Annotated in this window: 10 protein-coding genes; 2 read left to right on the plus strand and 8 right to left on the minus strand. The window is 74.6% G+C overall.

Translation table 11 applies throughout. The features are described from left to right. Window positions 1-86: 86 nt before the first annotated feature. Both ACWDRR_RS01430 and ACWDRR_RS01435 read left to right on the plus strand, forming a co-directional pair. On the plus strand, window positions 87-4,070 hold the full coding sequence (locus ACWDRR_RS01430; RefSeq protein ID WP_449770117.1) for a hypothetical protein: 3,984 nt from the start codon (window positions 87-89) through the stop codon (window positions 4,068-4,070). Next, window positions 4,070-6,649: a right-handed parallel beta-helix repeat-containing protein gene (locus tag ACWDRR_RS01435; RefSeq protein ID WP_449770118.1), complete on the plus strand. Its 2,580-nt coding sequence runs from the start codon at window positions 4,070-4,072 to the stop codon at window positions 6,647-6,649. The genes ACWDRR_RS01430 and ACWDRR_RS01435 overlap by 1 nt, the downstream gene beginning before the upstream one ends. On the opposite strand, the gene ACWDRR_RS01440 is transcribed toward ACWDRR_RS01435, so the two are convergent. The 8 genes from ACWDRR_RS01440 to ACWDRR_RS01475 form a co-directional block, all read right to left on the minus strand. After that, window positions 6,618-8,795: a molybdopterin-containing oxidoreductase family protein gene (locus ACWDRR_RS01440; RefSeq protein WP_449770119.1), complete on the minus strand. Its 2,178-nt coding sequence runs from the start codon at window positions 8,793-8,795 to the stop codon at window positions 6,618-6,620. The genes ACWDRR_RS01435 and ACWDRR_RS01440 overlap by 32 nt on opposite strands. Window positions 8,796-8,844: 49 nt before the next feature. Next, a complete protein-coding gene (locus ACWDRR_RS01445; protein WP_449770120.1) occupies window positions 8,845-9,633 on the minus strand; it encodes a DNA alkylation repair protein in 789 nt (262 codons plus the stop codon). Between the two features lie 153 nt (window positions 9,634-9,786). Then, window positions 9,787-10,488, minus strand: coding sequence for a hypothetical protein (locus ACWDRR_RS01450; protein ID WP_449770121.1), 702 nt, complete (start codon window positions 10,486-10,488; stop codon window positions 9,787-9,789). Between the two features lie 129 nt (window positions 10,489-10,617). Next, window positions 10,618-12,249, minus strand: coding sequence for an MFS transporter (locus tag ACWDRR_RS01455; protein ID WP_449770122.1), 1,632 nt, complete (start codon window positions 12,247-12,249; stop codon window positions 10,618-10,620). 165 nt (window positions 12,250-12,414) lie between these two features. Beyond that, window positions 12,415-13,014, minus strand: a complete 600-nt coding sequence (locus ACWDRR_RS01460) for a class I SAM-dependent methyltransferase (RefSeq protein ID WP_449770123.1) — start codon at window positions 13,012-13,014, stop codon at window positions 12,415-12,417. Then, window positions 13,011-13,571 (minus strand): hypothetical protein, encoded by a 561-nt coding sequence (locus tag ACWDRR_RS01465; protein ID WP_449770124.1) that lies wholly within the window; start codon window positions 13,569-13,571, stop codon window positions 13,011-13,013. The genes ACWDRR_RS01460 and ACWDRR_RS01465 overlap by 4 nt, the downstream gene beginning before the upstream one ends. 168 nt (window positions 13,572-13,739) lie before the next feature. Beyond that, window positions 13,740-14,315, minus strand: a complete 576-nt coding sequence (locus ACWDRR_RS01470) for an NADPH-dependent FMN reductase (protein WP_449770125.1) — start codon at window positions 14,313-14,315, stop codon at window positions 13,740-13,742. Continuing rightward, entirely contained in the window at window positions 14,312-14,548 is a 237-nt protein-coding gene (locus ACWDRR_RS01475; protein ID WP_360634850.1) for a ferredoxin, read from the minus strand. Before ACWDRR_RS01475 ends, ACWDRR_RS01470 begins: the two co-directional genes overlap by 4 nt. Between the last annotated feature and the right edge of the window lie 9 nt (window positions 14,549-14,557).

A 14,557-nucleotide genomic window follows, 5' to 3' on the forward strand; every position in this document is an offset into this window, starting at 1 on the left:
TGACGGACGACCTGGGCCGGCCGACGGGTCTGAGTGCCGATCCGCTGCCGGCCGGTGGTTGGCGGGTGACGGATCCGCGGTCGGGGGTGTCGACGCGCTACACGCCGCAGGGCGGTTTCGGCGAGCAGGGCATCTCGCTCGGGGACGCGGCGGGTCTGCGCGGGGCGCACTTCGTGGTCCCGCAGGGCGGCGGTCACGTGCTGACCGACGCGGCCGGCACCCGGCTGCCCGAGCGGGTGGTCGCCCACCCGGGCGGCGGCTTCCGGATCGAGCAGCCGCCCGTCACGCCCGGCGCCGGCCTGCGGTACGAGCGGCACGGCGCGGACGGCATCCTCCAGGTCGAAGGGCAGCAACTGCTCGACAACACCGGCCGGCCGCTGGGGCATCTGGAGCGCCCGGCCGGCGGCCCGGTCCATCCGCTGGCCTTCCAGTGGCTGGACGCCGGCTTCCACCCGGACCCGCGGTGGATCGTCACCCCGGAGGGCACCGGGTTCCGGGTCGTCGATCCGGCCGGCGGGTACCGGGTCTTCGACGACGCCGGGCGGATCACCGACGACGCGACCCGGCTGCACGGCCCCGGCGGCGCGGCGCTGAACCAGTGGGTGGTGGCGCACACCCCGCCCGGCGGCCCCCGCACCCTGGAGGTCGTGGACGCCGGCGGCACCCCGCTCCCGCACCTCACCGCCGTCGACCGGCCCGGCGGCGGTCACCAGATCACCGACACCACCGCGGGCGGGGACTTCGTCCGCTACGGCGCGGACGGTGCACGGCTGGAGTTCGGCACCGGGCTGCAGGGCCCCGACGGCCTCCCGAACGGCACCTTCGCGGTCGTCCCCGAGCCCGGCCCCGGCGCCGTCGCCGGTCCGGGCCACCTGGAGAACGCGGCCGGTGTCCGGGTGCCCGAACGGACCGTCACCGTCCGGCCGGACGGCGGGCTGCAGGTGTCCTTCGACCGCCCGGGCGGCCCCCGGCACGGCGAGTTCACCGTCCACGCGCCGAACGGCGGCGCCGTCACCCACCAGGGCTTCAACGTGGTGGACGGCGGCCGCCGCACCGACCACCAGTACGTCATCGACCACACCGTCGCCGGGGGAGCCACCTGGCAGCGGACGCCGCACCCCGCCGCGGCCACCCCGCCGCCGGTCGGCACCGGCGCGTTCCACCACGGCCGGGTGGAGATCACCGGCGGCGGCAACCGGATCCGGCTGATGTCCGCCACCTACACGCCGGTGGAGGTGTTCGAACGGCGGATGCTGTCCGGCGGCGGGGTCCTCGACTCCTTCCGGCGCACCGACACGATCGCCTTCGGCGACCTCAACCGCCGGACCGCCTGGGCGCAGTGGGACGGCGCCGGCGGGCTGGCCAACCACGGCACCCGCCGCTACGACACCTCCGGCTTCGGCTGGCGGGACGTCGACCACCGGGGCGTCACCGTCCACCAGTACCGCGACGGGCTGCAGAAGACCGGCGGCGTCACCGGCCACACCTTCGCCGTCCGCGGCGCCGACCGCACCTGGACCTGGCACCGCTTCGACGGCGCCGGGGTGGAGCTCGGGCACGGCCCGCGCACCCAGCACCGGGACAGCGGCTGGACGGACCGGCTCGGCGACGGCACCAACACCGTCGTCCAGAAGCAGTGGGGGATGGGCCACGGGCCGGACAAGGCCGGGCACTTCCAGGAGTACACCTGGCGGGGCGGGGTCGGCCGGAACTGGGAGCGGCACTCCCCGCACGGCAAGGAGGTCGGCAAGCGCGAAGTCCTGACGACCGACCAGGGGGTGCTGACCACGAGCCGCTGGTCCGAGCAGCGCCCGCCGCTGTGGGTGCGCGACCGGCTCGGCGGGGCGCCGCAGGGCTCGGTCCGCCACCTGGGCAGCGACACCCGCTTCCAGACCTTCCTGTGGAACAAGACCGGCGGGGTGAACCCCGGTGGCGGCCTGCGCTACGTGGGCATGGACAGCAGCGCGGTCGACCTCGCCGCGGACGGCCGGTTCGTCCGTTCCACGGGGAAGCTGCACAGCGGCGCCACGCTCAAGGTCGGTGACCACGCCACCCCGCCGCCGCATCCGCCGACCAACCCCGCGCACATCCCCTGGGAGGAGCCCGGCCGCGCCGGCTACCGGGCCGAGCTGACCCCGCCCGCCGGCGCCGGGGCGGACCACCCGATCTGGCAGGACCGCTTCCGGCCGGACGGCGGCAACGACTGGCGGGTGGCCCGGGAGGGCTTCCCCGACGGCTCGGTGCGCGAGTACCGGGTGCCGCCGCGGGTCGATCCGGCGACCGGCCAGGTCCACGCCCGGTCGGCCGACCCCTGGGTGCAGCGCGACCCCCACGGCAACCTGACCGGCATCCACGACAACTGGAGCGACGCGCACGGCAACGTCAGCCGGATCACCGGCACCGGCCGGCCGGACTCCGCCGAGTGGCGCTGGACCGGCATCGACCACCTGGGCAACCGGACCTCCGGCCGGCGGCTGGTGTTCCGCGGTTCCGACGACCCTCGGCTGCCCTGGGACGACTCCTTCCGGGACTTCGACGCCAACGGCGCGCTGGTCCGCGAGCGGAACATGCTCGACGGCGGCCGGTTCGCCGACTCCTGGCGGGGCATCGACCCGGTGGGTGGCGGTGAGCGCTGGTTCACCCGGAAGTCCGGTCCGGACGGCGCCGCCGTCGACTACGGCGCCGGGCAGCAGATCCGCCGCTGGTGGAACGCGAACACCCGGACCTGGGACGACCAGTGGCGGGCCGGCACCCGGCACTTCCGGGACGAGTTCCGCCCGGCCGGCGGCGGCCCGGCCCTCACCGTCCGCGAGGTGCCCCCGCACCTGTCGCTCGGCGACGGCCCGCTGCGGGTGCGCGAGTACGTCCAGGGCAACGGCGCGCCGCACCCGGCCGGCTCCTGGAAGGAGTTCGACCACGGCGCGGTGGTCCGCGAGCGCAAGCCGCTCGGGGACGGCACCTTCCTGGAGAAGGACGCCTGGCGCAGCCAGTGGCGCCGCTACGACGCCAACAACCACATCATCGCGCAGCGCACCGACAGCGGCCTGGTCTGGGAGACGACCCCCGGCGGCCGGTTCCGGGTGACCGGCAACGAGTACGACTTCCGCGGCCCGCTCACCGAGATCCGCGGCTTCGGCCGGCGGATCCGCGAGGCCAACCGGCTGCCGTGGGGCGACTCGGTCCGGATCCAGGTGCCGCGGATGCAGAACGCGCTGGACGGGGTGCCGGGCCTGCCCGCCGCGAACCACGGGATCGTGCCGCTGGGCGAGGCGCTCTACCAGCCGTACTGGAAGGTGCTGGCGAAGAAGGTCGCGCTGGAGTTCGGGCAGGAGTTCGTGCTGGAGTTCGCCGCCAACCTGGCGGTCAACGGCATCGTCGCGGCCGTCAACAACAAGCCGTTCACCGGCAAGGACGCGCTCAAGTCCTTCGCGAACGCGGCGGTCGGCGCCGGCGTCAAGAGCCTGGTCTCCACCGGGATGCACGAGCTGCGCGGCTCCGCCGTCGGCGGCCCCAAGTCGGTGCTGGGCAACGTGGACGGCGGCAAGCACGAGATGCGCCGGCCCAACAACCACGACAAGCACTGGGCCAACGAGTGGGCGGGCAACGAGACCCCGACCCGCTGGCGCGGCGGCACCTACGACTTCTTCTACAACGCGGCGCTGGGCGGCCTGGTCGGCTGGGTCAACGGCTCGATGAACGCCGCCGTCTGGGGCGTCACCGGGGCCGACGGCAAGACCCATGTGCTGAGCGGGATGGACGCCTTCCTGGACGGCGGCATCGCGGGCCTGGCCGGGCTGACCACGGCGAGCAGCGCGGCGATCGCCAAGAACGCCGTGATCATGGGCGGCGGCAGCCGGTTCTTCCACCGGCAGGGCTTCGCCGAGTTCTGGATCCAGCTGCCGTTCAAGATCTTCGAGAAGTCGATCACCTCGATCTGGCTGACCAACGCCTACCGGGCGAGCATCAACCCCCCCTGGTACCGCAACCCGACCCCGGTGCCCGCGCCCGTCCCGACCCCCGCCCCCGTCGTCACCCCCGCTCCCGTACCGCAGCAAGGACAACAGCCCTGATGCAACACCGGACACACCGGATCCACGCCGTCGGCCCGCGCGGCCGGGGCGTCCACCGCCTGATCGCCGACGCCCTGCGGGCGGCCCTGCCCGGCGACACGGTGGTGGTCGCCCCCGGCCGCTACGAGGAGTCGCTGGAACTCCCGCGGCGGGTCGTGCTCCTCGCCGAACAGGGCACCGGCACCGTGGTGCTGGCCGCCCCGCCCGGCGGCGGCCCCGCGCTCACCGTGCAGGGGCCGGACTGCCTCGTCCGCAGCCTGGACATCGAGGGCGCCGACCCCGGTGAACCCGCCGTCACCGTCGCCCCCGGCGCGGGGCTGGTCCTGGCCCACTGCACCGTCCGCGGCGGCCGGATCGAGGTCCGCGGGCCCGACGGCCCCGAGCCCGGGCAACTGGACGGCGACGGCGAGGAGGGCACCTCCGCCGTGCTGCTGCGGGACTGCCGGCTGCACGGCGCCCGGCTCGCCGCCCTGCGACTGTCCGGCGGCGCCCGGGTCCGCGCCGAGTCCACCGTGATCGCCGACACCGACGGCACCGGCGCGGTGCTCTCCGGGACGGCCCGCCTGGACGCCGTCCGGCTCCGCCTGGAGTCCACCACCGGCTCCGGCATCCGGCTGCGCGGGCGCTCCCGGCTCCGGCTCGCCGACTCCGTGCTGCACGGCACCGGCCGGGCCGGCCTGCTGCTGGAGGACGGCGCCGGGGCGGTCGTCGAGACCACCCGGATCGAGTCGGCCGGGGCGGCGGGCGTGCACGTCACCGGCGCGGCCTCGGCCCAGCTGGTCGACTGCCGGATCCTGCGGGCCGCCGCCAGCGCCCTGGTCGTCCAGGACGACGGACGGCTCACCGCCGACGGCTGCACGGTCACCGCACCCGCCGCCAACGGCCTGCTGGCCACCGACCACGCCCGGGCCGAACTCGCCGACTGCCGGCTGGACGACTGCGCGTTCAGCGCCGTCCACCTCTCCGGCGAGGCCCGCGCGGCCCTCACCTACTGCCGGGTGCGGGGCGGCGCCGAGCACGGCGTCCACCTGGCCGGGAAGGCGGACGCCGCGCTGACCGACTGCACCGTCACCGGCGTCGCCATGACCGGCGTCGCCGTCACCGAGCACGCGCGCGCCACCGTCGCCGGCTGCCGGATCGCCGCCGCGCACACCGGCGTCGCCGTCACCTCCCCGACCGGCTCCCGGATCGAGCACTCCACCGTCACCACGACCACCCGGGCCGGGCTGGAGATCGGCACCGGCGGCAGCGCCGTCCTGGTCGGCAACCGGGTCGCCGAGGCGGGCGCGGCCGGCCTGCTGCTGGACGCCGGCTCCGACGCCCGGGTCGAGGGCGGCTCGGTGGAGGGCAGCACCGGCTCCGGCGTGGTGGTGTGGACGGGCGCCCGGCCGGTCGTCGCCGGACTGCGGATCGAGGACACCGGCCGCAACGGCATCTACTTCGCCGAGGGCGCCGGCGGCCTGTTCACCTCCTGCGACGTGGTGCGCAGCCGCTTCCCCGCACTGCACCTGGCCGACGGCGCGGCCCCCCGGCTGCGGCGCTGCCGGCTGCTCGACTGCACCGAGGCGCTGGGCGGCGACCCGGGCGCGGCCCCCGTCTTCGAGGAGTGCGACCTCGGCGACCGCGCGGGACTCCCGGCGAACCCGGCCGCGCCCGCGCTCCCGAACCCCGCCACCCCCAACCGCGCCGCCCCGGCGGTCCCGGGCCCGCCCGGCGCCGCCGCGCCGCCGGCCTCCGCCCCGGCCGAGCTCTTCGACGAGACCGTGGTGGAGGAGAGCCTCGACGACCTGCTGGCCGAACTCGGCACCCTGGTCGGCCTGGACCGGGTCAAGCACGACGTGCACTCCATGGTGAAGCTGATGCAGGCCGTCCGGCTGCGCGAGGAGGCCGGGCTCCCCGCACCGCCGCTCAGCCGCCACCTGGTCTTCGCCGGTAACCCCGGCACCGGCAAGACCACCGTCGCCCGGCTCTACGGACGGCTGCTGAAGGCCCTCGGGCTGCTGCGCCGCGGCCACCTGGTCGAGGTGGACCGCAGCGCCCTGGTGGGCGAGTACGTCGGGCACACCGGGCCGCGCACCGCCGCCGCGTTCACCCGGGCGCTCGGCGGCGTGCTCTTCATCGACGAGGCGTACTCCCTGGTGCCGGCGGCCGGCGGCGGCCACGACTTCGGGCTGGAGGCCGTCGCCACGCTGGTCAAGCTGATGGAGGACCACCGCGACGACGTCGTGGTGATCGCCGCCGGCTACCCGGCCGACATGGGGCGCTTCATCGGCTCCAACCCCGGCCTCTCCTCCCGCTTCACCCGCACCCTGGTCTTCGAGGACTACACCGCGCCCGACCTGGTCGCGATCGTCGACCACCAGGCCCGCGAGCACCGGTACGAACTCACCGCGGACGCCCGCCGGCGCCTGCTGCGCCACTTCGAGACGATCCCGCGCGGCTCCGGCTTCGGCAACGGCCGCTCCGCCCGGCAGACCTTCCAGGAGATGACCGAGCGCCAGGCCCAGCGCATGGCGGAGCTCACCACCGCCCCCACCCCCGGCCAGCTCACCGCCCTGGAGCCCGAGGACCTCCCGTAGCGGCGGCACCGCCCGGGGCCGGTTCCTGGTCCGCCGCCCGGGTGACGGTGCAGCGCAGGCCGCGGAAGGTGGAGGAGCCCATCTCGGCGTTCTCGTCCTCGTTGGTGGTCAGCAGGTTGACGTTGGCCTCCCGCCAGCCGCCGTCGGCGCCGCGCTCCGGGTACCACCAGGCGGCCGGGGCCATCACCACCTCGGGGGCGATCCGGTCGGTGAGCAGCACGCGCAGCCGGATCCGGCCGGTGCGGGTGGCGAGTTCGGCCCAGTCGCCGTCGGCCAGGCCCTCGCGGGCGGCGGCCTCGGGGTGCATCTCCAGCCGGGGCTCGGGCTCCTTGGAGCGCAGCGAGGGCAGGTCGCGGAACTCGGAGTTGAAGTAGAACGGCGAGTGCGCCGAGGTGAGCAGGTAGGGGCCGTCCTCCGGCCCGCCGACCGGCGGGCCGGGGACGGGCAGCGGCGGGTAGCCGAAGGCCCGCAGGGCGTCGCAGCGCAGGCCGACCTTGCCGCTGCGGGTGCCGAAGCCGCGGCTGCGGTACTTGTGGTACTCCAGGGTGGTGGCCCGGTAGTGGAGTTCGGCCAGCTGCCGCCAGTCCATGCCGATCGGCTCCAGCCGGGTGTCCAGCGAGTCCCGGGCGTCGGGCCAGAAGTCGGCGGACAGGCCCAGCCGGTGGGCCAGTTCGGTGAGGATCCACTCGTCGGAGCGGGTGTCGCCGACCCGGGCGAAGGCCCGGCGGGCCGCGACGTAGTGGGCGTGCTCGACGATCTGGTCGCGCTCCAGCCAGCCGCCGACCGGGAGGACGACGTCGGCCATGGCGGCGGTCGGGGTGAGCCGGAGGTCGGCGACGGCGAGGAAGTCCAGCCGCTCCAGGGCCCGCCGGACGCGGTCGGAGTCGGCGTAGTTGAGCAGCAGGTTGCTGCCGTGCACCAGCATGGTGGTGACCGGGTGGGGCGCGGCCGGGTCGAGCACGGCGTCCCAGACCGAGCCCGGGTGGGCCCAGCCGGACATCGCCAGGATGCGGTGCCGGTCGCCGCCGAGGCGCTTGGCGGCCTGCTCGGGTGCCAGCAGCTCGGCGCGCGGGAACGACCGCCGGCCGTCGATGCCCGGCGGGTCCCACAGGACGTCGCCGCCGGGCGCGTCGAGGTTGCCGCAGATCGCCGAGAGCAGCAGGACGGCCCGGCAGGTGTGGAAGGAGTCCCGGTGCTGCTGCGGTCCGGTGCCGAGCTCGATCGCGGCGCTCGGCGCCGCCGCGTAGGCGAGGGCGGCCGCCCGGATCTGCCCGGCCGGGACGCCGGTCCGTTCGGCGACGGCCTCGGGCGACCAGTCGGCCACGTGGGCGGCGAGGTCCTCGAAGCCGACGGTGTACTTCTCGACGAACGCGTGGTCGTAGGCGTCGGCCTCGATCACGGTGTGGATCATCGCCAGCGCCAGCGCCGCGTCCCCGCCCGGGCGGACCTGCAGGAACTGCTCGGCACGGGAGGCCAGCGACGTCCGGCGCGGGTCGACCACGATCATCCGGGTGCCGTCCCGGACGGAGGCGAGCAGCCGGGTGCCGATCACGCCGTCCCCGTGGGTGAGCGCCTTGTTGGAGCCCCAGACCAGGACGAGGTCGGGCCGGCCCTCGTAGTCGCAGAAGGTGAAGCCGCCCGCGGTGAGGATGCCGGCCATCACCCGGGGGTAGAAGCAGACGTGCGCCGGGCCGAGCACGTTGGGCGTGCCGAAGCTGTTGGCGAACCGGAAGAGCCACTCCTGGTAGTTGCGGTCGGTGCCCTGGGCCAGCACCACCGCCTCGGGGCCGTGCTCGATCCGGGCCCGGTCGAGGGCGGCGGTGGTCCGGTCCAGCGCCTCGTCCCAGCCGATCGGGCGGAACTCGCCGCTGCCGCGCGGCCCGGTGCGCAGCAGCGGCGTGGTCAGCCGGTCGGGGTGGTTGAGGTGCTCCAGCGAGGCACGGCCCTTGGCGCAGAGGAAGCCGTGGTTGTTCGGGTTCTCCGGGTCGCCCTCGATGGCGGTCAGCCGGCCCTCGTCGACGGTGACGATGGCGCCGCAGCCGCCGTGGCACATCCGGCAGATCGTCCGGTGCCGGCCGTCCCCGGCGAGCACCTCGACGACCGGGAGCGGCCGGCGGTGCCGGTCGGCGGGACTCTGGGTGGTCATACGGGCCTCCGGGGCGGGCGGTGGACGGGCGCGGACGGGGAGCGGGCGGTCAGCCGCGCGGGCGGCGCCCGCCGAGTTCGGCGTGCTCCTGCAGGAGGCTCCGGCAGGTGTCGTCGTCGATCGGCCGGATCGCCTCGCGCAGGGTGAGTCCGGAGACCCGGGGCAGGCGGGCGCGCAGCCAGTCGGCGATCTCCTCGGGGTGGTGCTTGGCGCCCTCGCGCAGGGCCCAGCCGAGCGCCTTGCGCACGAAGAACCGGGAGTCGGTCAGCAGCGGGTCGGCGAGGTCGGCGAAGGCGGGGAAGTAGTGCGGGAACTCGCCCCGGTCGCGCAGGGCCAGCAGGTAGGACAGGATGCCGCCGCGCCGCACCCACTGGTCCTCGTCCCGGCTCCAGCGCAGGAAGTCCTCGGCGGTCCCGGGCAGTCGCAGCAGCAGGGCGCCGGCGCCCTTGGGGGCGATCAGGTCGACGTGCGCCCAGGTCTCGCACTCGCGCAGCAGCTGCTCCAGGTAGCCGGTGTCCGCGCGGACCAGCAGGTCGGAGCGGGCCTCCAGGAGCAGCGCGGCGCAGGAGCGCGATTCGTGGACCGGTGGTGCCCAGAGCTCCTCGGTGAGCTCCAGCAGGGTGTCCCGGTCGAGCCCGGGGTGGCGGCGGACGAAGGTGCGCACCACGGTGCGCATCGCGGGCAGCGGCACGCCGATGTGCTCCAGGCTGCTCTTCAGGTAGGCCTTCTCGCCCTCGGCCCGGCCGGGTACGGCGCTGTCCTCCAGCTCGGACCTGAGGCGGTCGGCCAGGACGGGGGCGGGCGGGGCGTCGAAGGTCTGCGGGGTCTTGCGGGTCACCGAGGAAGCTCCGGTCGGACGGGGCCGGACGGGCCGGGCACCAGGGCCCGACCCGTCCGAACGCTGATGGTTCGCTGAGGTGGTGACGTTAGCTCCGGTCCGGCCGATCCTGGCGGATCAGCGCCCGGCAGGATCGGCCGGACCGGACCTGGGTCAGTCGGACTCGTGGTAGGGGTAGCGGAGCTCGCCGGCCCACAGGTACTCGGAGGCGGGGCGGCCGCTGCGGCCCTCGGTGTAGCGGAACACGTCCTGCCAGATCGCGCTGACCTTGTCGTTGCGGTACGCGATGCTGGGCCCCTGCTGGTCGTACCAGCGGACGATCTCCAGGAAGAACGGGCCGGTGGCGTCCTCGCCGAAGTAGACCACGGCGCGGTCGCCGGTGGTCAGCTTCTCGTCGCGCAGGGTCGGCCAGTCGCGGGCCATCAGCTCGTGGAACTCGGCGACCTTGTCCGGGCGGACGAGGTAGTGGGCGAGCCCGGTGTAGGCGTCCTCCTCCGGGAGGTCGGGCTCGTCCTGGAAGTAGCCCATCCGGTGCACGATCGGGTAGTCCACCGGCGGCCGGCCCTCGCGGGCCTCGGTGATGGCCGCCATCTCCTGCCAGATCGCGTTGACCTCGGGGGTGTTGAAGGCGCGGCTGACGGCGTTCTCGTCCACCCAGGTGACGATCTCGAAGAAGACCGGACCGTGCTCGCTCTCGCTGTGGTAGACGGTCGCGGGCTCGTCGGTGACCAGGCCGTGGGCCTTCAGGGCGGGCCAGTGACGGGCGATGATGTCACGGGCCTGCTCGGCACAGCCGGGCTTGACCATGTACGTCGCCATCATGTGCGTGGACAGCACCACGGGGGACTGGGACATCGGATGACTCCTCGGTTCTGTTCGTTCGGTGCGGATCGGTCGGTGTCGGGATCGGGGTCGGTGCGGATTCGGTCGGTGCGGATTCGGGCGGGGACGGGTGCGTGCGGGGTGGGGCCGGGGCCGGTGGGCTCAGGCCTGTTCGGCCGCCGCCGGGGCGCCGCCCGGGGTCCTGGCGGCGGGCGGCCGCGGGGCCCCGAAGACCGGCGCCGGGACGTCCCGGATGAGCAGGAGGGCGACCACCCAGCCGACGGCGAGCAGGCCCACCGGCAGCAGCAGACCGCTGTGCATGGCGCTGGTGAAGGCCTCGGCGAAGGCGTCCTGGACCTTGGCGGCCTGGGCCGGGTCGGCACCGGCCAGGCCGGGCGGCGGGCCGCCGCTGCCGATCTTCAGGGCGCCGTCGGTGAGCGGGGCGAACGCCTGCTTGAAGCCCGCCCGGGCCTCCGGGGGGAGGGCGAGGGCCTGCTCGTCCACCCAGCCGCGCAGGCCGCTGGAGAGCCGCAGCGACAGGATCGCGCCGATCGCCGCGCTGGCCAGCAGCCCGCCGATCTCCTGGGCGGTGTTGACCAGCCCGGACGCCACCCCGGCCTGCGGCGGCGGGACCTGGCGCATGCCGACGCTGAACAGCGGCGAGAACACCAGGCCCATCCCCAGGCCGGCCAGCACGAACGGGCCGAGCAGTGCGAGCGTGCCGGTGTCCGTCCCGGTGACCAGGATGAACGCGCCGAGCCCGGCGGTGAAGCAGGCCAGCCCGGTCAGGATGACGGCCTTGCCGGAGCCCCGGTCGGAGAGCTTGCCGCCGACCCCGGCGACCAGTGCCGAGGTGAGCGGCATCGCGGCGATGGTGAAGCCGGCCCGCAGCGGGGACATCCCGAGCACGGTCTGCAGGTAGAGCGAGATCGGCAGGAAGGCGCCGAGCATCGAGAAGCCCATGATCGCCGCGACCACGTTGGCGGAGGCGAAGTTCCGCAGCTTCAGCAGGTCGAACGGGATCAGCGGGCCGGAGCTCTGGTGCCTGCGCTGGTCCAGGACGAAATAGGCCAGCACCAGCAGCCCCGCGGCGATCGCCGCCCAGGCGGTGGCGTTCCACTCCAGGCGTTCGCCCTCGATCAGGCCGAACGCGAGCGCGGTGAGGCCGAGCACGAGCAGGGCGGTCGGCACCACGGCGAGCGGCTGCCGTTTGCCGGGCCGGTAGTCGTGGACGTGCCGCAGCACCAGGTAGGCGGTGGCGATGCCGATGGGCAGGTTGAGGTAGAAGATCCACCGCCAGTCCAGGTAGCTGACGATGACGCCGCCCAGCGTCGGCCCGGTCAGGACCGCCAGCCCGGACAGCGCGCCGGTGAACCCGAACGCCGCGCCCCACTTGGAGGGCGGGAACACCATGGTGACGATCGGGAGGATCTGCGGGGCGAGCATGGCCCCGCCGATGCCCTGGACGGCACGGGCCGCGATCAGCACGCCGGCGTTGGGCGCCACCCCGCACAGGCAGGAGGCGGCCACGAACACGGCCAGGCCGTAGAGGTAGACCCGGCGCGGGCCGAAGAGGTCGCCGAGCCGGCCGGCGACGATGAGCAGGGTGGCGTAGCCGAGGATGTAGGCACTGAACACCCACAGGCCCTCGTCCAGCGAGGCGTGCACACCGGACATCACATGGGGCAGCGCGATATTGACAATCGTCATATCGAGCAACGTCATGAAGAAGCCCATACTGAGCACGCCGAGGATGAGCCAGGGACTTTTGTCCCGGCTTTGCGGGGTGGGCATAGGTGGCTCATTTCTTGGAGCGCCGGAAGCCGTCGAGCGAAGCGGGCATCGGGCTCCGGAAACGGGGAAGCACGGAATGTCCGCCGGTCTCGGCAGGCCGGCGCGAATCGGTCGCGAAGGGTGGCCGCGGCGGGTGGCCGCGGGCGCGGGGGCAGCCGCCCCCGGTCAGTCGGCGCGGCGCAGGACCACCGCGTTGGCGTCCAGCTTGAGGACGTCGGTGTGGAGCTGGAAGGGCATCAGCGGCCCGGTGCTGAACCGGTCCGAGGGGAAGTGCCGGGCGAGCGCGGGGGCGTCCACCGGCTTGAAGGGGAACATCTCCTGCCGGCTGCCGCGCAGGTAGAGCAGGCCGCCCGGGCTCAACAGCCGGGCCACCTCGGTCGCGTAGCGGTCGCGGTCCTCCGGGCCGAGGTGGTGGAAGCAGCCGCGGTCCACCAGCAGGTCGAACTCCTCGTCCGGCAGGTCGAGTCCGCGGACGTCGCCGACCGACAGCTCGATCTCCAGGCCCAGTTCGGCGGCCCGCGCGGCGGCCAGGCCGACGGCCTCGCCGCTGATGTCCACCCCGGTCGCGCGGTACCCGGCCCGGGCCAGCGCGACGGTGTCCCAGCCGGTGCCGCAGCCGAGGTCCAGGGCGCGGGCGCCGGGGGCGGGCGGGGTGGCGGCGAGGAAGCCGACCAGGTCGGGCGAGGGGGCGCTGAGCTCCCAGTACTGGTGGTGGTCCCCGGCCCGGTAGGCCCGGTCCCAGTCCATCGTGGTCGTCGTGGTCATGGTCGTTGACCCCTTCCGGAAGCGCGCCGGACCGCACCGTACGGCCGGCGGGGCACGCCGGCGGCGGGCGTGCGCGGGGGGAGGTGACCGGCGCCCGCGGCGCCGGCCGAGGGGGTCGCGGTGGCGTACCAGCCGATCACCTCGGGGTGCCCGGGCGTCAGGACGGGCGAGCCCCGGTAGACCTCGTACCGGGGCCAGTTGGCCCGCAGCGCGAGGTCGGCGGCCGGTGTGACGTGCCGGTGGCGGACGGGCGGTTCGGCCTGGGCCGAGCCGCCCCGCCACAGCATCAGCCGCTCGCTCAGGACGGGCAGCACGCGGATGCCCAGGCTGTCCCGGCGCGGGTCGAGCAGGGACAGCCCGGCGACCCGGTCCCGGGGCACCGACAGGCAGGCGTCGAAACGCCGCCGGTCGGGCGCCGTGGACTCCGGATCGTCGTACAGGACTTCGATACCGACGGTGCGGTCGTCGGAAATCCCGCGATTGAACAGAAAGGCGGTGAGGCGAAGCCAGGTCGCCTCCCGCGGAGTTCCGTTCGACGGATGGCGGAGACTGATCACGAGAAGTGGTCTGGGGAGCACCGGGAACCATTCTCCGGCCCCCTGGAAATGCGCACCCAATGTGTGCGTCTTATTCACAGGGGTGACGCTATCAACGGGTCGGCGCCCGCGTTTGACTGTCCTGGACACGTTCGGAACCAATTCCGGACCGATCCGGCCCGGCCGGCCCTACCCGGGGGAGGCCCCGGGCCGCAGCAGTGCCGCCGCCCGGGCCACGCTGCGGGCCAGCTCGTCCACCCGCGCGCCCAGCTCGGGATCGGCCGGCTCACCGCCCGGCAGGGCCGTCCGCGCCTGCGGCACGGCGACCTGCTCGGGCACCATCCAGGCCCGGTACCAGCGCGCCACCAGGCGCAGGTGGTTGAGCGCGTTGGAGTTGTTGCGGCCGCCGAGCGCGCAGATGGCCCCGAAGACCTTCCCCTCGACGTGCTCGAAGTCCAGCAGGTCCAGGGCGTTCTTCAGGGCCCCGCCGATGGTCCCGTGGTACTCCGGTCCGGCCAGGATGACGCCGTCGGCGGCGCGGAACTCCTCCCGCAGCAGCTTGACGTCGGGGCGGCTCGGCCACGGGTCCTGCTTGTCGCCGTTGCAGAACGGCAGGTCCAGCTCGCGCAGGTCCAGCAGGGAGGTCCGGCAGCCGTCGGCCTCCAGGACGCCGATCGCCCGGCGCAGCAGCAGCTGGCTGGTCGAGCCGGGGCGCAGTGAGCCGCCGAGGCCGAGGATCCTCGGCCCCGGCGGACGGGCGCTCACTCCTCCTCGCAGATGGCGTCCGCCGGGCAGCAGTCCATCGCCTCGTACACCAGCTCCTCCTCGTCCTCGTCGGCCGGCTGGCGGGCGACGAAGGTGTAGCCGGCCTTGTCGTTGCGGACGAAGGAGTCCGGGGCGATGCACCGGCAGGTGTCGCAGTCGGTGCACTCCGCGTTGACGTAGAACCGCCCGGGCGCGTTCTCCGGCAGCCGGGCCGGTACGGGGTAGCCGCTCATGCGCCCTCC

The organism is Kitasatospora sp. NPDC003701 (genome assembly GCF_053587085.1).